The sequence below is a fragment of the Segatella copri genome, from assembly GCF_949820605.1.
In the GTDB taxonomy this organism is placed as follows: domain Bacteria; phylum Bacteroidota; class Bacteroidia; order Bacteroidales; family Bacteroidaceae; genus Prevotella.
In genome coordinates, this window is the sequence record NZ_CATKVU010000006.1 from 1,534,535 (window position 1) to 1,558,121 (window position 23,587).

Here is a 23,587-nt window from a genome sequence, read left to right on the forward strand (position 1 = left end):
CCATGAGTAACCTAGTTCGTAACAAACTTATCGCTGGCGTAGATGGTTGTGAGAGCGTGGCAGAGCAGGAACATATCCTGCATATTCGTCACCTTCTCTGTGTTGAATTTAGTGAGGTCGAGAGATTTGAGAGACTCGCAGTAATCGAACATACTTTCCATATTCGTCACTTTCGCTGTGTTAAGATACTCAATGCCTTCTATTGTGGTCAGATTACTGCAATTAAAGAACCACACATTACAGCTCGTTGGTCTTGCATTGGCAAACGAAGCATCGAAGACTACCTTCTTTATCTTAGATGCTTGTTGATACCAACCAGGATAATTTTCCCCCACATTAAGGTCATAAGCACCTTCGGGCTTGACTCCCTTGTAGCTGAATGTAAGAGTTCCAGTAACACCGTCAAACATGGCATACCCACATCCAGGAGTAAAGTAACCAGTCGTGCAGTTGGCATAGTTGTGATCTGTCTTGCTATTAGTATAGTCTTTGAGTTTTTTGCAGCCAGCAAACATATTAGCTCCATTACTTACGTTTGTTGTGACAAATTTGTCACCAACATAGATGGTTGTAAGATTAGAGCAATCTATGAACATAGCACTCATATCTTCTACGTTCTGAGTATCGAAGTTAGTGAGGTCGAGTGAGGTAAGCTCAGAGCACCCCCAGAACATACAGCACATATCTGTCACGTTCTGAGTATTGAAGTTAGAGAGGTCGAGCGAGCCAATACCTTTACAGGCATTGAACATACCTCTCATACTTGTCACGTTCCGAGTATCGAAGTTAGAGAGGTCGAGCGAGGGAAGATTAGAGTAGCCAGAGAACATCCAGTCCATGTTGGTTACTTTTTCAGTATTAAGATATTCAATACCTACAATTTGTGCCAAGTTATTAAAAGCCCAGAACCATTTATAACAACTCGTTGGCCTTGCATTAGCAAACGAGGCATCAAAGACTACCTTTTCGATATTGGCTCGTTGTTTCTCCCACGCAGGGGAATTAGTGCCTTCGTTCAAGTCATAAGCTCCTTCGGGCTTGGAAGGACCATATCTGAATGTAAGCGTTCTTGTGCTTCCGTCAAACACGGCGTAACCCTTATATAAAAGGCTGGCATAACTAACCTCTTGAGTGGCATTTGCGTCGCTAAAGTATTTGTGGCATACATTACACAGCCAGTGTTCCTTTATCGCATCTGTAGCTTCATGGTGAGTGAGTGTATGCTTCTTTAGCTCATCAGTCTTATATTTTTTTACTGTTGAGTGGCAAATAGAGCATTTGTATGTGGTATAGCCATGCTCGGTGCAAGTAGTTTCCACAGTTTTTATTGCATTGCCAAGGGCAGACGAGCCATCGGCATTTGTGTGCGTACAAGTTTGGAGTTTGAGTTCAAATTCGCATACCTGCAACACGTCTCCGCTATGAGTAGCCGATATTTCCCATTTGAAATATTTGTAAGATTTACCTCCCCCGCAGGTGAAGTCGTAAGAAGTATAGTTCACATCCTGAAGCTTCGTATCGTTGTTCACCTCCTGAATGAGCGTCCATTCTCCATCTTTGCCTTCATTGTTTCCATAGAGTTTCCACGACTTAGGGTTACGGCCATTCCAATTGGAGTTGTCGTTACCAGTTGTGATGGTGTAGCCCACAGGAATTCCTGCCTTGCTAGCTTCGAAGATGACATAGGCACTGCCATAGAAATTGCAGCACCACTTGGTGGAATTGCCTTCTTTCTTTTGGCCATCAAAGAGTTTATGGTAACTTTCTGCATCAGATATGCCCAAAGGATTACCCTCTAAGGCTGTGAAGGTTACTGTGTTGTCATAATCTGTCTGCGCCACCATACTGGTAGGCACAAGCAACAACATGAACAACATCAATGGGAACAGAGCGATCCTTCGGAACCTACCTCCCCCATTGTTAATACGGTCGGCATGCGATCCATTGAATTGATTGGTAATTTTTTTCATAAATTAATATTATAATTGTTATTTAAATTTGTCTGCTTATTGTTAAGTTCACTCCAGAAAATACAAGAGGTTTATTAAGAAGATAAATATGGATGCCCCCCCGATGATAATCAGGGCTAACTCTATCCTTGGTATAGTTTCTATATTTCCTTCATGTTGCAAATATAGTGAATTTCTCCGAAAGAGGGTGCAGCTTTCCCCTGTTCAAATCTTTATCAATCTGAAGCTCATTTATCTGCTGGCGCAAAGCTTGCAAATCTATTTTCTTTGCCATATCGGTGTCTCCTAGCTCTACAAAATATACTCCACCGATTCCTTAAGCAGAGAAGATTGTTCGTGTTTGTAATGGCTATAATAAAAAGAAAAGCGTAGGAATCATATTACTCGCATTACCCTTGCCTATTGAGGTCCTAGGAAAACCTTTGGCAACAAGAATAAGAAGCAACAGAAACCTACGCCAAACTTGCATATATAATAGCACAGGATGTACCCTATCCAAACGAATGGAAAGGGCACACCTATGCCTGTGTACATACACACATAAAGCGAAGGCGCCTACCGCTGTCTTCATCTGAATGCCTCTTTTGAAATTTCCTAGGTTTCAATAGGTCAGAAGAAAACGTAGTACACGTCTTTCTTAATTATGATAGGCCAAGCCATGGACTTTTACTTAGCCGGCGACTCATCGCCAGCCATCCACAGCAAGACGGTTGCAAAAGTACGAAAAAGAATTGGCTTCACAAAATTTTAGGTCTTTTTTCTTGCATATCTCATTTACTTTTCTTATCTTTGCCACCAAATTAATAACAATAACATTAAAAAGGAGGTTATTATGCAAGCAACAAAGAACAATTCAAAGGAGGAAACCATCAGAAAGTTTAAACAACTCCTAAAACATAAAGAGGAGATGCTCGAAAGAGCAAAACAATATGATGGCATTGACATTTATGCTAAATTTGCAAACGCATGAAAGAATTGTCTCTACATCACATTAACAGCAAATCACCTTATCGAGTTATATGCTCAGATAAGGGTGATTATCTGTTTGCAACAGACAAGGGGATTAACTATACCATTTCTTTTACGGAAGAGTTTCCTCTTGGCGGTTGTATGAGCTATCAATTTTGCATACACAATGACAATAAAATCCATGGCTCATACGATAATAAAATAAGCACAACGATTATTGCCATCATTGAGGAGTTCTTCCTTCAAAACTTGAACGTCTTACTATATATTTGCGACACAAGTGACAACCGTGAAGAAGTTAGAAACCGTTTATTTATAAGATGGTTCAAGGAATATGCAGACCCACAAAAGTATACCATCCAGTCTGCTAACACAACCATTGAAGGTCAAGGATTCTACTCTTCTATCATTGTAGAAAACAGAAATCCACTATTAGATGAAATCAAAGCTGATTTCGAAAAGTCGGCAAATGATTTAAAAGAGAAATAGTTTCTTGCAAATTCCAAATAAAATTGGTTATAAAGCAGCATATATTCAAGGCTTTTGCCCTTACAGGGCGCAAGGTTACAACACCCTAATACCCAGGGTGTTGCCCTGGGCTAGGAGCTTTTGCCCTTTCAGGGCGCGTGGGGTAAAACTTGCGAAAGTTCAATTATCTAAAGAAAAATCTTTTTTCTCTAAACTAATATCACTATTGCCACACTTTCTGATAACGCTCTGGTATTTAGCGTTTTAAGCGTGGCAATGAGGGCATTTTTTATTATCACCTATTGCCACCTATTGCCACACTCCTGTTTTTTATTCTTTTCTCTTCACCCAAACCTTATGGCTGCCACGACCTAACGAATCTATCGGCGAAGTCTTGTCATTTGTCAGCTCCTTCAGTTCCATAGAGGCAGCAGTACGGCTCAGGTTGTTGATGGAGGCATAATCGCCTAGGGTGAGGACTCCGTTCTTCTCTATCACCTCCAGGGCACGGGCGATGCGCTCTTCCCTGGAATAGAGCTGCTTACGGATAACCTTTACACCACCCATATCACGCTCCAGGTCACGGTCGGTTTCACGCTTCACATCCTTGATAAACTCAGGAGACGCCTTGAAGTTGATGTCCTTCACGCCCACCTTGCGGTACGTCATCTTATCATCTGGATTCAGAATTTCCCTAGGCTTCTCATCCTCGAAAGCGAGAGAGAGGGAGAAGGTGCCGAAACCTTCCAGATTCACGTTGTACCCCATGGAGAGCATGTCTGTCAGCATATCAACCACATCGGTCAATACAGCCTCCGTGGTACTTTCCGAAATACCGCGATGGTAGTTCTGCATCATCTTGACGAACTCTTTTCTGGATAGTGTACGGTTGGTCACCATCTTGGGATAAACTCTGCGCTTGCCTTCATCACGCAAATCATTCAACTCTTGCAACTTGTACTTAGCCATATCTGTTTCCTTTCTTATTAAGATTGTTATCACTCCTTATTGCAGCAGCCTTTGCATCCTATAGTATTTATGATCATACCTAAGAAGAAAAGACCACAAACCTAGGAAGAAAAGTATTTTATCCTAGGAGAAATCTCCGTTCACCGACGCTGAATGTCCGTTCAACGTCGCTGAACGGCGGTTCAACGTCGGTGAATGGCGGTTCAACGTCGGTGAACGAAGATTTCTACCTTGCAAAGATACAACTTTATCAGATATAAAACAAGACTTTTCCTGAATATCTTTACTTTTCCGGCCATAATTCTTCGTTTTTTGAGCTTATTTCTTTGCGTATCCCAAATAATTGTGTTAACTTTGTAGTCAGATTGCAAACCAAAGGCCAAAGGATTGCAAACCAAAGGTCAAAGGATTGCAAACCAAAGGCTAAAGGATTGCAAGCCAAAGACAAAGAAAAAGACTAAGATTAGACATTCTTATGAGTATGAAGATATTAGCAACCAGCGACTGGCACCTGGGCAACCTGTTTCACGGCAACGACCGTCTGCCGGAACACAAGCATTTCCTGAAATGGCTCCTGGAACAAATCGCTGAACAAAAGCCCGATGCTCTCCTCATCGCAGGAGACATCTTTGATAACGGAAATCCATCGGCAGCGGCACAGACCGTTTATTACGAGTTTCTTGCCGATGCTACCCAACTGTGCCCGAACATGCAGGTCATCATTACCGCCGGCAACCACGATTCCGCCAGCCGACTGGAGGCTCCCCGTCCGCTACTCACCCGATACCACGTGGAAATAAGAGGAAACGTAAGGAAAATCTGGCAGCAGGGAGAAAGCGAGGACGATGATAAGACCGGCGGACATTGGATCTATTCCTTCGATGACCTCATCATCCCCGTAACCAACGAGGCAGGAGAAGAAGTCATCATACTCGCCGTACCTTTCCTAAGAAGCGATGTGGTGCAGAACGCCAGTTACTCGCAGGGAGTCAACGACTTTCTGAGAGAACTGACGGCTGAGGCTCGAAAGAAATACCCGGGCAGGAAATGCATCATGATGGCACACATGTACGCCAAGGGTTCGGATATCGCCAAAAAGGATGCGAGCGAGAAAATCATCATCGGCGGACAGGAGGAAGTGGACCTGGAAGGATGGAACGACCATCCCGACTATATGACTTGCGGACACATCCACAAACGGCAACATATCTGGAACACCGACTGGGCAAGATATACGGGAAGTATCCTCCCGATGTCGTTTGCCGAGAAAGACTACACTCACGGCATCGACCTCATCACCATAGAACACGGAGAAGAGGAGGAAGGAAAGGAAACCGGCAAGAGTAAGGAATGGAAAGTAGATTTCCTGGAATACAAGCCTCAGCACGCCCTCCGCATCCTGCCCGAAGATGAGGAAGAACTGACCTTCAAGAAATGGCAGAAGCTCATCAATTCAGAACTCTCGGAGAGAACTGACGGCGAACTGAGCGACCATTTCGACTACGTGATGCTGAAAGTGAAACAGGAGAAACTGACCAGCGATGACATCAAGGAACTGGAGAAACTCGTCAACGAAAAGGATGCCGTGCTCTGCAAAATCCAGCGCATCATCCCGCAACTGGACCTCTCCACCATCCAGGGTTCCCAGCACATCACCAGCATAGAAGACATCATCAACCGTCCTCCGCTCGACACGCTGAAAGAAGCCTTCGCCATCAGACACAACGCCCCGATGAACGAAAGACAGGAGAAAATGTTATCCGATTTATTAACGACATCATCATTATGAAATTCCTACAACTCGAAATACTCAACCTCGCTTCGCTTGACAAACAGGGAGGCGAGGTCATCAACTTTGAAGAAGGTGCCTTAGGCGAGAGCACCATCTTCAGCATCGTAGGTCCGACGGGAAGTGGCAAGTCTACCCTACTCGACGCCATCTGTCTGGCTCTCTACAACCGCGCCCCTCGCTATCCCAGAAAGAAAGGAGACAAGAACCAGAACATCGAGATTTTCGGAGCTGCCGATGCCAGCGAAAGTAACCGTCTGGCTCCTACCGACAGCCGAAACATCCTGACACGTGGCAAGAAGGAAGGCTACAGCAAACTCACCTTCCTTGCCAACAACGGCAGCATCTACCGCGCAGAATGGCACGTCAGATTCCAGAGAGTGCGCTACGAGAACGCCAAGACTGCGCTTTATAAAATCACGAGAAACAGCGAAGAGATAACGGAGGAAACTGCCGACTGGAACGAGCTGCCGAACATCATCGGACTCGACTACGACCAGTTTCTCCGTACCGTACTCATCGCCCAAGGCTCGTTTGCCAACTTCCTGACGGCGAAGGAAAACGAGCGGTACGAACTCCTGGAAAAACTCATCGGATGCGAGGAAACTTATACGAACATCGCTACTGAAATCAAGAAGGCGAAAGACCAGGCGACGGATGCCTATAACCAGATGGCAGCATCGGTGGAAGCCGTAAAACAGAACCTGCTGAACGATGAAGAACTTGCCCAACTGAAGGAGGAAATCGCCCGGTTGGAAAAGGCTGAGAAGGAACTCGACAGCCAGTTGCAAGCCATTTCGAAAGACCTGCAATGGTTTGAGGAAAACGATAAGCAAATCAAGCAAATCACTATCTGCCAAACAGATATGGAGCAAGCAGCAGATGCCATTAAAGCGATGCAAGCCCAGATTCTCCGTCTGCAGTTGCACGATGAAGTACAGCCTGCCGTCAACCAGCTGCAGGAAGTAGAGCGACAGACGCAAAGCATCCACGAGCAGGAAGAAAACATTCTGAAAGCGGAAGGAAACATCAAAAGTCAAGAGTCTGCCATCGACGAAAGCGAGAAAACTCTCGCCAGTCTGAAGGAAGCAGTCAGCAAGGCACAGGAACAGCTGGAAAAGGCGCAGCCGGTCATCGCTGAAGCAAGAGCGCTGAAAACCAAAATGGAAGCGGCTATGCCGAATCTGAAAGAAAAGAAAGAGGCATTGGAGTTGGCTCAGAAAGAGAATCAAACTGCCCTGAAAGACGTGGAGGAAAACGCCCGAAACATCCAAAAATGGGAAGCAGAAACGGAGAAAGCAAACCTCGCCCTCAAAGCGACACAGGAAGAGATTGCCAAGCAGAAACAGGTTCTTCACGAAGCGACGCAAGCCGCTGAACAGGCTTGGGAGACGGAAAGAAATAAGACTGCCGGACAGAATATAGAGGAACTGCAGAACAGCAAGACTGTAGCCGACAGGAAACTGCAGGATGTCCAGCAAGCCATCAAGGTTGTGGCTCATCTCGATGTTGCCACAACAGAAAAGCAGAAGAATGAGGAGCGCATCCTGGTCTTGGGCAAGAGAAACGCAGAGATAGATGAAGCGCTGGGCAAGTTGACCATCGAGGCGCTGACCCAAGAGTCCCTGACGCTGAGAAATGCCTATACCCTCATGGTGAGCGAGAAATGGGAGATTCATCGTGCCAACCTGACCGAAGGCAAACCTTGTCCGCTCTGTGGCAGCACGACCCATCCTTATCATACCGACAACAGGCAGTTTGAGGAAGCCACCACGGAACTCTCGCAACTTCTGAAAGCCAAGGAGGATCTACTGAAACTGCAGCAGAAAGAGGAGAAGGATCTTTCCGGCGAAAGAAAACAGAACGACGGCGAAGTACAGACGCTCCAGAAACAACAGGAAAAGCTCTCGGGAGAAATCGCAACTTACGAAGAGGAATGGAAGGCGCTCATCGCCCAGTATCCAAAGATTCCGAAGGCAGAGGCAGAACTGAAATCGCTCTTGCCTATCTATGAAAACAAGGCGAAAGATGCGAGCAGCAAACTGAGCCTCTTTAACAAGATTCAGAAAGAGATAGAACGGCTGACCCAACTCAAGGATAAGGCTGTGAAGGATGAAGCTGCGTATGAAAGCAAGGCTTCTACAATACTGAACGAAGTCCAGGAAACTGCATCAACCTGCGCCACAAAACTGGCTGAGCAGAAAGCACTTACCATCAACCTCATCTCACAGCAAAAGAGCAAGGAGGAGGCTTACGTGAAAGCCCTTCAGACATGGAATAGCGCCAAGAAGGAAATGGAGGAATGGCAGGAGAAATATAAGCAGATTCTGAATGGCGAAGAACCAGATGCGGCAGAACAAAGACTGACAGCAGCAAAGGATGAGGCAACGAAAGCAGCTGATACTCAGAACGAGAATATTAACAAACTGAAGGCTGAACTCGCCAACAGTAAAGGTTCGCATCAAACCATGCTGTCTCAGAACAAGACAACAAAGGAGACTCTGCAGACGAAGGAAAAGGAACTCGACCTTTGGATTGAGGAATACAATAAGCAGCTTGAAGAAAAGAGCAACGAAGGAAAAGACTCCGAGGAGACTGATTCTAAAGAAAAAGGCATCGAGAAAAGAAGTATCGAACCAAGCCTTATCGACCGAAATACCATCCGGGAGATGCTTCACTCTGTCGAAGACTGGAATGCTATCCGACGGGAAAAGGACGAAAAGGAGAAAGCCGTGGCTTCAACTACCGCCCTTTACCAGAGCGCAGAAAAGGCGCATCAACAGCACTTGGAACATCAGCCTGCACAAAGCCGTGATGCTCTCCTAGCCATTCAGCAGGAGTATCAGGAGAGAAGCCAGCGCAACGAACTGATTGCTGCCAACGCCAGAATGCAGAACCATCAGGAAGCCGTGAAGCAGTTGGGTGACAAGGCTGAGGCTCTGCAACTCGTAACACAGGAAAAGGACGACTGGACAGCCATTACGGATGCCATCGGAGCAGACGGCAAAACGCTGCGCAAGATAGCCCAATGCTATACGCTCAGTTTCCTGATAGCGCACGCCAACCAGGAAATCAGAAAGTTCAACAGCCGTTACGAACTGCAGCAGGTAAAGCATTCGCTGGGCATCAGAGTCATCGACCACGACCGTGCCGACGATATCCGAGACACCACCTCCCTATCAGGTGGCGAAACCTTTATCGTAAGTCTGGGTCTCGCCTTGGGCTTGTCGGCATTGTCCTCCCGCAACATCTCCTTCGAGAACCTGTTCATCGACGAAGGCTTCGGAACCCTCGACCCCGATACCTTAGCCACCGTCATCGACTCCCTCGCCATGCTGCAAAGTTCGCAAGGCAAGAAGGTGGGCGTCATCAGTCATACCGACACGATGAGCGAGCGCATCACCACCCAGATAAGGATTATCAAGAATGGCAACTCCGGCAGCAGCCATATCGAGATCTATCCTTAACCCATCTTAATTATACCTTCATAAAATAGTAATTACACCATTATATATAGGGTACACATACATTATCCATCGTGAACAGGGCATCACCATCTATGTGGCTTACCGCTATTTCGCCACACCGAAACGCAAGTTTATCGTCACAAAACAAATATGCGTTCCTACGGATTCATCTATCCACAGGAACGCATATTCTTTATGATTATCATACGAGATTATCATTCTTTATACAATTCTATATCATCATACGATATTTAAACCTTATTTCCCTCTTTAGGGAAAACCACGGTTGGCTGGAAGGTCTTAGCCTCCTCAAAGTCCATCAGGGCATAAGCGATGATGATGACGGTATCGCCCACCTGCACCTTGCGGGCTGCAGCACCGTTCAGGCAGATACAACCGCTGCCACGCTCACCCTTGATAATATAGGTCTCCAAGCGCTCACCATTGTTGTTGTCTACAATCTGAACCTTCTCGCCTGCAATCAGATTAGCAGCGTCCATCAAGTCCTCATCGATGGTGATGCTACCCATATAATTCAGGTTAGCCTCAGTTACGGTCACACAATGGAGCTTACTCTTCAATACTTCTATCTGCATTGTTCTGTTATTACTTGATCTGTTACGGATTAAACTTAATAAAGAATATCTATCGAGGAATTATCCCTTATACTTGATATGGTCGATGAGACGGATAGGAGTCTTACCGCAATAAACGGTGATGCAACCTACCACGTATGCACTATCCTCCCATGAAGAAACATCCTGCAGGCTGTCGCCATCCACAATCTGGAAATACTCTACCTCCAGACCCTCTACAGCATTGATGTCGGCAACCACCTTATCGTGAGTTTCCTGTACGGTATGAGTCTTGGCATACTCCACACTCTCCTTCAGGGCCTTATAGATGTTTGGCGCAATGGCACGCTCATCAGGAGCCAGCAAAGTATTACGGCTGCTCTTAGCCAAACCATCCTCATCACGGATGATAGGACACTCTACAATCTGCACATCGCTGTTGATGTACTTCACGAGCTGCTTGATGACAGCAATCTGCTGCCAATCCTTCTCACCGAAATAAGCACGGGTTGGTCGAACGATATAGAAAAGACGGCTCACTACCTGACATACACCATTGAAATGACCCGGGCGCTTGGCACCCTCCATCACGGTAGAAACAGGTGGAAACTCAAAGTGGCGTGTATCTGGTGTAGGATACATCTCCTTCACCGATGGTGCAAACACATAGTCAGCACCACAAGCCTCCAAGAGCTTGCAGTCAGCATCGAGGGTACGAGGATAGCGATCCAAGTCACCCTGATCATTAAACTGTGTAGGATTCAGGAACACAGAAACTACAGTCACGCCATTTTCCTTCACACTGCGCTTAACAAGAGAGGCGTGACCCTCATGCAGCGCACCCATAGTTGGCACAAGGCCGATTTTCTTTCCCTCCTTACGACACATGAAGAGTTCGTTCTGGAGGTCAACAATCTTATTGAATACTTTCATCGTCATAATCTGTTTTCGGGTGCAAAATAACAACTTTTTTCTCAAATGAGAAAGAAAAAACCTAAAAATATGCGAATTATTGCCGAAAATAATGAATTTCGGAGAAAAAATGCCCCTATTTGAAGTTTTTTTTGTACCTTTGCACGTAATTCGTAAGAATAAAATTTAAATTTTATGGCAAAAAAAGTATTATTTATCAATCAGGAGATCGACCCATACGTAGCCGAGTCTCACATGTCAATCATGGGACGCGAACTGCCTCAGAAGATGCAGGAAGCAGGTTTTGAGATCCGCACCTTCATGCCTAAGTGGGGCACCATCAACGAGCGTCGCGGACAATTGCACGAGGTCATTCGCCTGTCTGGTATGAACCTTATCATAGATGATACAGACCATCCGCTGATCATCAAGGTTGCATCTATACCAACAACACGACAGCAGATTTATTTCATCGATAATGACGACTATTTCAAGAGCCGCCAGATGGGCACCGATGAAAACGGAAAGGAATATGCCGACAACGGAGAAAGAGCTATCTTCTTTGCACGTGGCGTATTGGAAACCGTAAAGAAGCTCCGCTGGCAGCCTGACGTAATCGTCTGCCAGGGTTGGGCTAGCGCAGTAGTGCCATTCTATGTAAAGACTGCCTACAGCGAAGAGCCTTCATTTGCAGAATCAAAGGTAATTACCGCTCTCTATACCAATGAACTCAAGGGTGAACTGGGTACCAACTTCAAACGTTGCGTTGCCTTCCGCGATGCCAAGTCTGAACTGCTCGACGACTATCAGGACGACTTCGACTTCATTGAGCTCGGCAAACTCGCCATCGACTATAGCGACGGTGTGGTAGAAGGTGAAGAAGAAGCTACCCAGATTCTCTTTGATTATGCGAAGGAGAAGAACAAGCCTGTACTGACTTATCCGGGAGAAGATATCCAGGAGCCATACGCAGACTTCATCAACAAGGTTTGTCCTGACGCAGAATAAAATTCCGACAACAGAGACACATACATACAAGGATAATGAAAATTTTAAGACTCTTAACAGTATTAGTTATAGCAGCGCTTACTTTCGCTGCATGTGATGATACCACCGAGGGAATCGGTGGTAGCATCACTAATAAGATAGACAACATTAACATTTCTAACTCAGCGTTCAATGTTACCACAAAGTCTATAGTAGCAGATTCCGTATTGAGCCGCAACAACACGGGGCTCATCGGAAAGATGAAAGACCCAGAAACTGGCAACTATGTAAAGGGCGACTACATGACCCAGTTGGGCGTATTGCCTACTTTCTCTGTAGATACACTAGATATCAAGAAGGCAAACAATGGTTCTATCGAAGCCGACTCATGCTACCTCCTGGTTTCTTACAACGCCAGCTACGGTGATACCATCGCCCCAATGAAGGTGACAGCCTATGAGATGACCGAGCCGATGAGAGAGGATCAGGAATATTACTCTAATTATGATGCCTTCAAGAACGGCTGGGTAAACGAAAACAACCAGCATTGGAGCAGTAATTACAACTTGAGCAATACATCAGATGTCAAGAACTTCAAGATTTACTTGAATAAGAAGTACAAAAAAGATGGTAAGACATACAAGAACTATGGTTCTTACATCATGCAAACATACGCAGAACATCCTGAGTACTTCAAGACCAACTTCAAGTTCCTGCACAATGTCTGCCCTGGCTTCTACATCAAGAATGTAGGTGGTACGGGTAACATGGCTAAGATTTGGAATACAGAGCTTATCTTCTACTGGAAAAAGACCATCAAGGCAAAGGACGGCGTTACTGACAGTACTGGAATCGGATACAACCGTTTTGATGGTACAGAAGAGGTATTGCAGCTCAACAAGATTGAGAATGATACCGAGAACTTGAAGAAGTTGGCAAGTCAGGAGGACTGGACTTACCTCAAGTCGCCTGCCGGTATCTTCACCGAGGTTACCCTCCCTATCGAAGACATCATGAAGGGACATGAGAAGGATACGCTCAACACAGCTACCATCTCTTTCCCACGACTCAACAATGAAAACGAAGACAACCCATACAACTTTGCTACACCAAGCACCATCCTGATGGTTCAGAAAGACAGTTTGCAGTCGTTCTTCGAAAAGAGCAAGTTGGCAGATAGCCGTACTTCTTATACCACAAGATACAGCAGTACAGGTACTTATAAGAATGCCTATACATTCCAGAATATCGCCAACCTGGTTTCTGCCATGTATAAGAACAAGGGCAAGAGCGAAAACTGGGATAAGGTTGTACTGGTTCCAGTAAGTATCATCACGGTTACACAGGGCCATACTACTGTCATCACCAAGATAAATCACGATATGGCGCTCGCTTCTACCCGACTGAAAAGAGGTGTAATAACCACCGACAGCAACGGCAAGGAGACAAGTCCTATACAGATAAAGGTGATTTACAGTAAGTTTAAAGAAAAAGAATAAGCATTCATAACGCAAAGTAAAAAAGGAAACGAAACATGGCAGATAATTTTTTGGAGCGTCATCGCGAAGAATACGAGATACGTAAGGCTGCATGGCTCAAGAAGAAGAAACTATTCATGAAGTCAGGCAAGAAACAGAAGCCCCAGACACAGATGCCACGTCCTGAAGACGAAGCGTTATAAACACGAAAAAATATTCAGAATCCTGAGAAAGAGGGTGTATCATAAAGCATTTGAATGTTTATGATACACCCTTTTTACTTTGCCGGTTAATCCTTAAAAACCGCCGCATAAGTACGATAAAAGCCATTTAATACAAAATAAAGCAAAATTAATTTGGAGTTTACCCATTTTTTTTATATCTTTGCATTGTAAATTAAAAGTATTTTATATTAAACAGACAAAAAGCAATAAAATAAAAATAATCAAGATATTAGTAGAGATACTGATCTATGGGTTTAACTTTTCTAAGAACTTGCATTTAAGGATACAAGATATTTGCAGGATACAAGTTACTTGCAATATATGAGATACTTGGTTTATGTTTATAGATAATGGAGAAATTACTCTCATAAAGAATTTGTTTTTAAGTTTAAACAAAAATGCTAAAGTTAGATGTTAGTAATTATAAGTCCCCGTAGTGACCGTGAGGCTACTGTGGGGACGCTTTTTCAATTTATAGTATATAGAAACAAAAAGGGCAAGACCAGAGATGGCCTTGCCCAATCTATTTTTATAACTCTTTATCAATATTATAAGATTCTACCTGTAAGGGAGAACTTCAAAACAGGATAAACCTATAAATATAAACATCAGACTACTGAACTTAATCTACTACCGTAAACTTGGCATATTTCAGCAGAAGCTGTTTGGTGCCAGAATGAACGAACTCCACCGTAGCCTTCGTATTCTCACCAGTACCTTCAATCTTCAATACCGTTCCCCGTCCAAAACGCTGATGTTCAATCTTCATTCCCTCCTGCAAACCACAAGAAGAACTGCCTGAAGCTGTAGAAGAAGAAACTGATGCTGCAGAAGATCCAGTACCGCGAGAAGCAGGATGAGAAGAATGCGTCTCCATGTAACGCTTAGCTGCATTCAGCGCTCTAACAGACTTGAAATTACCTTCAGAGAGAGATGAGCGTCCGGAAACAGACGAGCGTCCAGAAGTACGTGAAGTCTCCGGTTCATCATCAAAGAGAGAAGGCTTAGGATCTGCTACAAACTGCGATGCTACCGGTTTAGAATTCTGATACCTGCTACTGTATCTAGGCTGCTCAGCATCCCCCCACGGTCTGCGAGGACGTTGCGCTCTCGCCCACTCCGGCTGGTCAGACATCGAATCAGCTCTGGAGCCAAACATCGAACCAGACCTTGAACCAAGCCTTGAGTCAGACATAGAGCCAAACAAGCTTCCACCAGCCTCATCCAGGCAATCAATCAACTTGCCGTCAATCTCATCGATAAACCGACTCGGATTATCAAACTCCATCTTGCCATATCGCCAGCGGTTCTTGGCGTTCGTCAGGATACAATGTTTCTCAGCTCGAGTAATGGCAACGTAAAGCAATCTCCGTTCCTCCTCCAGTTCTCGGAGCGAAGCAGCAGAAAGCGGACTTGGGAAGATATTCTCTTCCAATCCTACCACGAAAACCGTAGGAAACTCCAGACCCTTGGCAGCATGAACCGTCATCAGAGAAACACGAGGTTCATCCTTATCACCATCGCTGTCAGCATCGGTAAGCAGCGCCACATCCTGCAGATAATCCTGCAGGAAGAGTTCATCAAATCTACCCTCTTCACGGCGTTCCTCCACAAAAGCAGACATACCGCTCAAGAATTCCTCCAGGTTCTCCTGACGTGCCAGATCATCGGCATCCTTGCCCGACATGATATCCTGACTGATACCACTCTCCTTGATAATGGCATCACCCAATTCATAGACATCCGTAGTTTGAGCCCGTTCGATAAACGAAGAAATCAGCAATCTGAAGGTTTCCAGCTTGTTCATCGTACCCTTGTTAACCGCCAGTCCATACCGCTCAGGAGCACCGATTACCTCCCAGAAACTCACCTGGTTCTGATGGGCACAGTCAGCAATCTTCAGCACCGTAGTAGCCCCTATTCCTCGTGCCGGATAGTTGATGATACGCTTGATAGCCTCTTCATCATCCGGATTCGCCACCAGACGGAAATAGGCTATGATGTCCTTGATTTCCTTGCGCTGGTAGAAACTCAGTCCGCCATAAATGCGATAAGGAATACCCTGCTTTCTGAACTCCTCCTCGAAGCTGCGGCTCTGGGCATTGGTGCGGTAGAGAATGGCAAAATCACTATACTGGCAGCCATCCTCGCGCCGGATACGCTTCACGTCCTTCGCCACAATCGCCGCCTCTTCCTTGTCGCTGTAGGCAGGCTTATACTGAATCTTCTCCCCCTTCGCATTCTCGCTGAATACATCCTTAGGAATCTGGTTGCGGTTATGCTTGATCAGACTGTTAGCCGCCTCAACGATAGTCTGGGTAGAGCGGTAGTTCTGCTCCAGTTTGAAGAGACGCGTGCCCTGAAACTGGCGCTGATAGTTGAGAATATTATCGATATTGGCACCACGGAAACTATAGATGCTCTGCGAGTCATCACCCACGGCACAAACACGCTGCTTCTCCTGACAGAGTTGCATGACGATAGACATCTGAACGTGATTGGTATCCTGATACTCATCCACCAGGACATAATCGAAGCGGGCAGCATATTTGTGGCGAATATCCTCATGCTCCCTGAAGAGCTGATAGGTAAGCGTCAGCAAATCATCGAAATCCATGGCATTGGCCTGCTTGCAGCGCTGCACGTAAGCCACGAAAATCTTACCAACCTCAGGCATCTGCGCACGCTTGTTCTGCTCGAAGATAGCCGCATCGCTCTCATAAGCCGCAGCACTCATCAGGTTGTTCTTCGCCATCGAAATCTTGGCATGAACGGCAGCAGGTTTATACTTCTTATCATCCAGCCCCATCTCCTTCACTATCGCCTTGATCAGCGAGCGCGAGTCACTTTCGTCATAAATGGTAAAGTTGTTGTTGAAGCCGATATGCTCAGCCTCCGCTCTCAGGATTCGGGAGAAGATGCTGTGGAAGGTACCCATATAGAGATGCTGGGCGAGATCATTTCCCACCAGTTTTCCGATACGTTCCTTCATCTCCCTTGCCGCCTTATTGGTAAAGGTGAGCGCCATGATGCTCCAGGGTTTCATGCCCTGGCTCAGGAGATAAGCTATCTTATAAGTAAGTACACGCGTCTTACCCGAACCTGCACCGGCTATCACCAGCGAAGGTCCGTCAATATATTCTACCGCAGCACGCTGCGCTTCGTTCAAGTCGTTCAGTAAATCCATTAATCAATATTTACCAGATTTTTCATTCTTCACTCTTCATTCTTCACTTCCCCCTATATCCTCCCACAGCCGTGCCCGGGTCGAAATCTTCGCCCTCACGAGGGAAGGTAGGGATAAATCTCATCTGATGTTCTATCTGTCGCTGGCGCTTCTTCATATAAGCGCTAGGATGCAGCGAACTGAATTTGCGCGGATTAGGAAGCGTGGCTGCTATCAGCGCACACTCGCCACGAAACAGATCTTTCGCTTTCTTGTCGAAATGATATTCTGCAACCGCATCCACACCATAGATACCCGGTCCCATCTCAATGCTGTTGAGATAAACCTCCATGATGCGCTGCTTGCTCCACATCATTTCGATGAGGAAGGTAAAGTAGACTTCAAATCCCTTGCGGGTCCATGAACGGCCAGGCCACAGAAAGACATTCTTAGCAGTCTGCTGACTGATGGTACTGGCTCCATGCACCTTTCCACCACGGGCATTATTCTTCGCCGCACTCTCGATGGCATTGAAGTCGAAACCGTGATGCTTCAGGAATCTCGCATCTTCGCTCGCCATCACTGCCACTGGCATATGAGGCGAGATCTTATCCAAAGAAACCCAATGATGATGCAGGGTAATACTCTCACCATCAGCTACTTGCTGAAAGCATCGGATAATCATCAGAGGAGTGACATATACAGGAATGAACCTATATGCCACTACAGCAAGAATGGTGGTACTGAAAAACAGCACCACCACCCATTTTACTATATTCTTGATTTTCTTCAAAATCATCTATTTAGTTTTTTCCCTTCCGGGAGCATGAAAGTTATTACTTCAATGTACCATTGTTGGCTGCGTTAACCATAGCCTGGCTAGCATACATATAGACCTCTACACGACGGTTCTGGGCACAAGCAGCAGTAGTATTAACAACAGGGTTAGCAGAACCCAAACCCTGAACATTCTTTACCTGACGGCTGGTAACACCGCAAGAAGCAAGATAGTTGTAAACTGCCTCAGCACGCTTCTGGCTCAATGGCAAGTTGATACCATCATTACCTGTAGCATCTGTATAACCCTGGATAGAAACCTCACAGTCGGTATTGTTCTTCAATACACCGGCAAACTGAGCCAAATCAGTCTTTGCGCTGCTGCTGAGAGTAGAACCGTTAGTCGGGAAGAGGATACCAGAAGCAAATGTTACCTTAACGGCAGACAAGCCATTGGCATCTTTTACAGTCTCAACCTGTGCATTCTTCACCTGTTCAGCCTCAGCCTTCACCTTATCCATGTGCTTTCCGATGAGGTTACCAGCACCGCCACCAACAGCTGCACCGATAGCAGCACCTACAAGAGCACCTGTACCACGATGGCTATTGTTGAGCAATCCACCAACGAGAGCACCCAGAGCTGCACCTGAACCGGCACCTACAGCTGTACCTGTCTTCTGATTGGTTCCACAACTTGAGAAAAGCAAGCACAAAGAGAGGCCTGCAACTGCAAAATTAGTCTTTTTCATTTTAAAATCTCCTATATTTATGTTATTTAATTGCAAAGATAACTCTTTTTTCTCCATAATGGAGAGTTTTCTAATATTTTTTTGTATTTTTGCATGCAAATTTAAGGGTATTTGTCGAAATAGAGCTAGGAAATCACCTATTTGGGGGGTGGAAAATCCCTAAAAGTAGAATTTCGGACACCTGCAGACAGGTGAACTGCCGGCTGCAGATGATGAAGGGGCTCATGCTTATACCTTAATATATAAATAACAGAAGAAATAAAAAACAAAATAAATAGAAAAAAGCAATATGGCTAAAGAACTCAAGAATTTAACCAAGCGCGCTGACAACTACAGTCAGTGGTACAATGATTTGGTAGTAAAGGCTGATCTCGCTGAGTTGTCACCAGTTCGTGGTTGTATGATTATCAAACCATACGGTTACGCTATCTGGGAGAAGATGCAGCAGCAGCTCGACAAGATGTTTAAGCAGACAGGTGTACAGAACGCATACTTCCCTCTCCTCATCCCGAAGAGTTTCTTCTCTCGTGAGGCTGAGCACGTGGCAGGTTTCGCCAAGGAGTGTGCCGTAGTTACCCACTACCGTCTCCGTTCTACAGAGGATGGCAAAGAGGTTGAGGTTGATCCTAACGCAAAGCTCGATGAGGAGCTTATCATCCGTCCTACTTCTGAGACCATCATCTGGAACACCTATAAGAACTGGATTCATTCATGGCGTGATCTTCCTATCCTCTGCAACCAGTGGTGTAACGTAATGCGTTGGGAGATGCGTACCCGTCCGTTCCTCCGTACTTCTGAGTTCCTCTGGCAGGAGGGTCATACTGCTCATGCCACTAAGGAAGAGGCTGAGACAAAGGCTCAGGAGATGCTCAAGGTTTACGCTGATTTTGCAGAGAACTACATGGGCGTTCCTGTATTGCAGGGTGTGAAGAGTGAGACTGAGCGTTTCGCCGGTGCCCTGAACACTTATACCATCGAGGCAATGATGCAGGATGGCAAGGCTCTCCAGAGCGGTACTTCTCACTTCCTGGGTCAGAACTTCGCCAAGAGTTTCGATGTTACATACTTGAACAAGGAGAACAAGCCTGAGTATGTATGGGCTACTTCATGGGGTGTTTCTACCCGACTGATGGGTGCCCTCATCATGGTTCACAGCGATGACAACGGTCTCGTATTGCCTCCAAAGCTGGCTCCTATCCAGGTGGTTATCGTTCCTATCAACAAGGGCGACGAGCAGTTGGCTCAGATTACTGCTAAGTTGCAGCCTGTCATCAACCAGCTCCGCGAGTTGGGCATCACCGTGAAGTATGATGACAACCCTGCCAAGCGTCCTGGCTTCAAGTTCGCTGACTATGAGTTGAAGGGTGTTCCTGTACGTCTCGCTATGGGTGGCCGTGACTTGGAGAACAACACCATCGAAATCATGCGCCGTGATACCTTGGAGAAGGAGAACGTAAGCTTCGACGGTATCGTTGAGCGCGTAAAGAATATGTTGGAAGACATCCAGAAGAATATCTTCGAGAAGGCTCGTGCTTACCGTGATGCTCACGTTTATGAATGCGACAACTACGAGGAGTTCAAGGAGCGTGTGAAGAACGGTGGTTTCTTCCTCTGCCATTGGGACGGTACAGCCGAGACCGAGGCTAAGATTAAGGAAGAGACTCAGGCTACCATCCGTTGCGTGCCTTTCGCTTACGAGCAGACTCCAGGTGTAGATATGGTAAGCGGCAAGCCAGCCGTAGCCCGTGTCATCATCGCAAGAAGCTATTAATCATCCCCGGTGTCGGGAGTTTATCCTGACACCATAATATATTTAATATGAGGCAGTTGATACTATACATTCTTTTTCTGGTGTCCATGGTCTTCTCAGGCTATGGAGAGGTATCTGCTGCCTCTATTTCTTTTACTCCCGAGGATTCTTATACCGAATATGCAAGCCATAAGAAAGATGGTTTGACAAAGGTTGAGTATGACAAGAGCCAGCCTGAGGCACAGCTTGAAAACGCCTCACAGCTTGCTTACCGCATCTGTAGCAGCCGTCCGCAGCGCTTATTGCCAAGTGGCAACATGCACAACAGTCAGACTGCCAGTAGATTACTTACAAATAGAATCCGTTATTTATCATCCCTTTTATCAGCTATAGAAGGTGGCATGGAGCCTTTCCGACAGGAAACTGCCCCAATCCACTTTGATGTCGCCAGCAAGTATTATATCATTTGCCTGCGACGTCTGCTCTGTTAGTGCTTATTCTTTTTTCTTTTTAAAATTTCATATAGGTTTATCGCATCTTTTCTAAGATTTGCGATAAGACTGGTTACACCCCTATTCAAAACAAAAAACAGTTCAATATATATTATTTTTCAAGAATTAAGAATAAGCAAATAACAGTATAAAATTATGGCAAAGATTAATCATTTAGAGATGGGTGCTGATGTTTTGGCACTCCAGGATGTACAGGTAAAGAAAGGTTTCATGGGTTTGACAGTCAAGCTCATCTATCAACCTACCAACAGCGTGATTAAGATAAAAGAGAAGGAATATTCTGCAGAGGATGGAAGAAAGCTTGAGAACATCCTCAGCGCAGCCCCAAAGGATGTAGAAACAGCAATCAGCAACTTCCCTGTTTCTGCCATCAGCATGGGTAATATGAAGTTACAGGCTTGCATCTCTGACGACCACCAGTTTGTTGCCACACAGCTCCTTGCCTTCAAGGATTTCGGTTACAAGCCGGTTACAGAGATGAAGACCTATACAGGAAAGACAGCCGAGGCTTTCGCTCAGTTGTTTTAGTTATATCACAGTTTCGGGACAGAGGACAGAACAATTCCTCTGTCCCTTTTCTTTTATAGTTTATGCCACGATTTGGATTTCTCAGTAAACTATTAACATTAGCATCGAACTTATCAAACACTTTTCTTGCTGTTATAGAACCATATTCTGTTTCTACAAGATCTAAAACATCGTTCAATTGTCTTGAAGCAAGCAATGACCATTCTATTCCCATCCTCGTTCCGCTTTTATACGACTCATTAATTCTGAATGGGAAATGGTATTACCATTTTCATGATCCTTTAATGCCATCTCCACACTAGCTGCCAAGGCTTCACGAGGAATCTCGTTCACAAAAGCTTCTATCTCATCAGACTCAGGAACGACATAAGGATTTACCTTATCCATTGTTGTATAAAGCAATGTGATAAGCTCATTCTTGTCATCGTCACTCCAGTTTTTCACTTCATTCCAAACAGGAGTCGATGTTATATTGCTATGATCTGATAGTTTCATAATCATCTCTATTTTAAAACCTTTCTGCAAAAATACGGTAATTATCTGATAATTCAAAGAATATTCGATATTTTAACACAAAAATGTATCACAAAGTATTTGCTTAACAGAAGAGGACAAACAAAGAATGGCGAAACCAGCAGACTGTCAGCCTACTCATTTCGCCACTTACATATTTATTTATCTCGCAAAAAGATGAATTAGTCTTCATCAGCAAACTCATCAAGAGTATATGCGCTGCTGCCATCGAAGCAGTGGGTACATACCTGGCACTTTGGAAGACCGATAGCCTCTACCAGCTGCTCGATGGTGTTGAACTTCAGGGAAGTCAAGCCCAACTGGCTGGCAATCTCATCTACCATTCTCTGATACTCAGGAGAACCGGTGGTAGCGTATTTCTCAAGATTCTTGTTGGCATCGCCCTCAAACTTCTCGATGATACGACGGGTAATCAGCTCCATATCACTCTTTGAAGAAGTGAAGTTGATGAACGGACAACCATATACCAATGGAGGACATGCAATACGCATGTGACACTCCTTCAAGCCAGCCTGGTCGAAAAGCACCTTCACGTTGTCGCGAAGCTGGGTACCACGCACGATACTGTCATCACAGAACAATACACGCTTGCCCTTAAGCATCGCCTTGTTAGGAATCAGTTTCATCTTGGCTACCAATGAACGCATGCTCTGGTTGCTTGGAGTAAAGCTGCGAGGCCATGTAGGCGTATACTTGGCAATGCAGCGCTGGTAAGGCACACCCTTGCCGGCAGCATAACCCATCGCCATACCCGTACCTGAATCAGGAATACCGCTGCAGCAGTCTACCTTCACATCATCCGTCTTGGCGAGATTGAAGCCGTTGGTGAAACGTGCCTCCTCTACATTCTTGCCTTCGTAGGTAGATGTAGGGAATCCGTAGTAAACCCAAAGGAAAGAGCAAACCTGCATCTTCTTGTTGGCAGGTCGGATCTGCTCCATGCCATCAGCTTTAATCTTCACGATTTCGCCTGGTCCTACCTCATATGCTGTTTCATAATCGAGATTAGGGAACGAGGTTGTTTCGCTGGAAGCCGCATAGGCACCTTCCTTCTTGCCGATGATGATTGGAGTACGTCCCCAACTGTCACGCGCACAGATGATGCCATCCTCGGTAAGAATCATCATGGTGCAGGAACCTTTGATGTGATGGAAAACGTTTTCGATACCTTCTCTGAAAGTTTTACCCTGAATAATGAGCAGAGCCACCAACTCAGTTGGATTGGTACTACCCGAAGACATCTCTGCAAAGTGCATGTTCTTTTCGAGCAGAAGCTGAGTAAGTTCATCCTCATTTACTATCTTAGCTACGGTGCAAATGGCAAAGCGGCCAAGATGAGAGTTCATGATGAGTGGCTGGGGATCTGTATCGCTAATCACGCCGATGCCCGATGTAGCTCCTTCAAACTTGTTGAGAGTAGGTTCAAACTTCGTTCGGAAGTATGAACTTTCCAGATTGTGGATAGAGCGCACGAAGCCCTTCTCACTACTGTAGGTTGCCAAACCGCCCCGGCGTGTGCCGAGATGTGAGTTGTAATCTGTGCCGTAAAAGAGATCAGCGACACAGCTTTTCTTGGAAATAGTTCCGAAAATGCCTCCCATAAGAGTATAAATCTATGTTATAATTTTGTAATATAGGTGCAAAGGTAAATAAAAATCAGAAAATATGCAAGTCTTTTTGCTTTTTTTCTGTAAAAACATGATAATGAGGGTAACTTGCTACCCTATTTCGAGAAGAATAAACGGCTACTGAAACGAAAAGCG

Annotated in this window: 19 protein-coding genes; 9 read left to right on the forward strand and 10 right to left on the reverse strand. The window is 45.4% G+C overall.

The genetic code is table 11. The features are described 5' to 3' along the window. Positions 1-11: 11 nt before the first annotated feature. Both RCO84_RS07610 and RCO84_RS07615 read right to left on the reverse strand, forming a co-directional pair. On the reverse strand, positions 12-1,970 hold the full coding sequence (locus tag RCO84_RS07610; protein WP_317584603.1) for a BspA family leucine-rich repeat surface protein: 1,959 nt from the start codon (positions 1,968-1,970) through the stop codon (positions 12-14). Between the two features lie 151 nt (positions 1,971-2,121). Continuing rightward, positions 2,122-2,244: a hypothetical protein gene (locus tag RCO84_RS07615; RefSeq protein WP_260849528.1), complete on the reverse strand. Its 123-nt coding sequence runs from the start codon at positions 2,242-2,244 to the stop codon at positions 2,122-2,124. 692 nt (positions 2,245-2,936) lie between these two features. Between RCO84_RS07615 and RCO84_RS07620 the strand changes: the two genes are divergently transcribed. After that, positions 2,937-3,428: a DUF6169 family protein gene (locus RCO84_RS07620; RefSeq protein ID WP_144150639.1), complete on the forward strand. Its 492-nt coding sequence runs from the start codon at positions 2,937-2,939 to the stop codon at positions 3,426-3,428. A 309-nt stretch (positions 3,429-3,737) separates the two neighbouring features. Here the strand turns inward: RCO84_RS07620 and RCO84_RS07625 are convergent, their stop codons facing one another. Next, on the reverse strand, positions 3,738-4,376 hold the full coding sequence (locus RCO84_RS07625; RefSeq protein WP_153087073.1) for an HU family DNA-binding protein: 639 nt from the start codon (positions 4,374-4,376) through the stop codon (positions 3,738-3,740). A 481-nt stretch (positions 4,377-4,857) separates the two neighbouring features. On the opposite strand from RCO84_RS07625, the gene RCO84_RS07630 reads away from it, so the two are divergent. Together RCO84_RS07630 and RCO84_RS07635 are read left to right on the forward strand one after the other, a co-directional pair. After that, entirely contained in the window at positions 4,858-6,165 is a 1,308-nt protein-coding gene (locus RCO84_RS07630; RefSeq protein ID WP_317584604.1) for an exonuclease SbcCD subunit D, read from the forward strand. Then, a complete protein-coding gene (locus RCO84_RS07635) occupies positions 6,162-9,632 on the forward strand; it encodes an AAA family ATPase (RefSeq protein ID WP_317584605.1) in 3,471 nt (1,156 codons plus the stop codon). The genes RCO84_RS07630 and RCO84_RS07635 overlap by 4 nt, the downstream gene beginning before the upstream one ends. Positions 9,633-9,883: 251 nt before the next feature. Here the strand turns inward: RCO84_RS07635 and panD are convergent, their stop codons facing one another. Together panD and panC are read right to left on the reverse strand one after the other, a co-directional pair. After that, positions 9,884-10,228 (reverse strand): aspartate 1-decarboxylase, encoded by a 345-nt coding sequence (gene panD / locus RCO84_RS07640; protein WP_117586254.1) that lies wholly within the window; start codon positions 10,226-10,228, stop codon positions 9,884-9,886. A 60-nt stretch (positions 10,229-10,288) separates the two neighbouring features. Beyond that, entirely contained in the window at positions 10,289-11,140 is an 852-nt protein-coding gene (gene panC, locus RCO84_RS07645) for a pantoate--beta-alanine ligase (RefSeq protein WP_317585506.1), read from the reverse strand. A gap of 174 nt (positions 11,141-11,314) precedes the next feature. On the opposite strand from panC, the gene RCO84_RS07650 reads away from it, so the two are divergent. Genes RCO84_RS07650 through RCO84_RS07660 form a run of 3 tightly spaced genes read left to right on the forward strand, consistent with a single transcriptional unit; the run spans position 11,315 to position 13,787 of the window. Next, positions 11,315-12,127, forward strand: a complete 813-nt coding sequence (locus RCO84_RS07650) for a glycogen/starch synthase (RefSeq protein ID WP_317584606.1) — start codon at positions 11,315-11,317, stop codon at positions 12,125-12,127. 35 nt (positions 12,128-12,162) lie between these two features. Beyond that, positions 12,163-13,605 carry a DUF4270 domain-containing protein gene (locus RCO84_RS07655; RefSeq protein WP_317584608.1) on the forward strand — a complete coding sequence of 481 codons (1,443 nt, stop codon included), beginning with the start codon at positions 12,163-12,165 and terminating at the stop codon, positions 13,603-13,605. 35 nt (positions 13,606-13,640) lie between these two features. Then, positions 13,641-13,787 (forward strand): hypothetical protein, encoded by a 147-nt coding sequence (locus RCO84_RS07660; protein WP_022120923.1) that lies wholly within the window; start codon positions 13,641-13,643, stop codon positions 13,785-13,787. 643 nt (positions 13,788-14,430) lie between these two features. Here RCO84_RS07660 and RCO84_RS07665 read toward each other — a convergent pair. The 3 genes from RCO84_RS07665 to RCO84_RS07675 are packed head-to-tail and all read right to left on the reverse strand — an operon-like array spanning position 14,431 to position 18,500. Next, positions 14,431-16,995, reverse strand: coding sequence for an ATP-dependent helicase (locus RCO84_RS07665; RefSeq protein ID WP_317584609.1), 2,565 nt, complete (start codon positions 16,993-16,995; stop codon positions 14,431-14,433). A 43-nt stretch (positions 16,996-17,038) separates the two neighbouring features. After that, entirely contained in the window at positions 17,039-17,773 is a 735-nt protein-coding gene (mtgA, locus tag RCO84_RS07670) for a monofunctional biosynthetic peptidoglycan transglycosylase (protein ID WP_264899215.1), read from the reverse strand. Positions 17,774-17,810: 37 nt separating this feature from the next. After that, on the reverse strand, positions 17,811-18,500 hold the full coding sequence (locus RCO84_RS07675) for an OmpA family protein (protein ID WP_144150620.1): 690 nt from the start codon (positions 18,498-18,500) through the stop codon (positions 17,811-17,813). A 289-nt stretch (positions 18,501-18,789) separates the two neighbouring features. Here RCO84_RS07675 and proS point away from each other — a divergent pair, with 289 nt between their 5' ends. The 3 genes from proS to RCO84_RS07690 all read left to right on the forward strand — a co-directional run bounded on the left by proS (position 18,790) and on the right by RCO84_RS07690 (position 21,290). Next, complete coding sequence (gene proS / locus RCO84_RS07680; RefSeq protein WP_317584612.1) at positions 18,790-20,271, forward strand: proline--tRNA ligase; 1,482 nt, start codon at positions 18,790-18,792, stop codon at positions 20,269-20,271. Between the two features lie 47 nt (positions 20,272-20,318). Continuing rightward, positions 20,319-20,741: a hypothetical protein gene (locus RCO84_RS07685; RefSeq protein ID WP_317584614.1), complete on the forward strand. Its 423-nt coding sequence runs from the start codon at positions 20,319-20,321 to the stop codon at positions 20,739-20,741. A gap of 156 nt (positions 20,742-20,897) precedes the next feature. Beyond that, entirely contained in the window at positions 20,898-21,290 is a 393-nt protein-coding gene (locus RCO84_RS07690; RefSeq protein WP_118085548.1) for a hypothetical protein, read from the forward strand. A gap of 204 nt (positions 21,291-21,494) precedes the next feature. On the opposite strand, the gene RCO84_RS07695 is transcribed toward RCO84_RS07690, so the two are convergent. Continuing rightward, a complete protein-coding gene (locus RCO84_RS07695; protein ID WP_317584615.1) occupies positions 21,495-21,734 on the reverse strand; it encodes a hypothetical protein in 240 nt (79 codons plus the stop codon). Between the two features lie 251 nt (positions 21,735-21,985). Beyond that, positions 21,986-23,425, reverse strand: coding sequence for an amidophosphoribosyltransferase (locus RCO84_RS07700; RefSeq protein ID WP_317584616.1), 1,440 nt, complete (start codon positions 23,423-23,425; stop codon positions 21,986-21,988). Positions 23,426-23,587 lie beyond the last annotated feature (162 nt).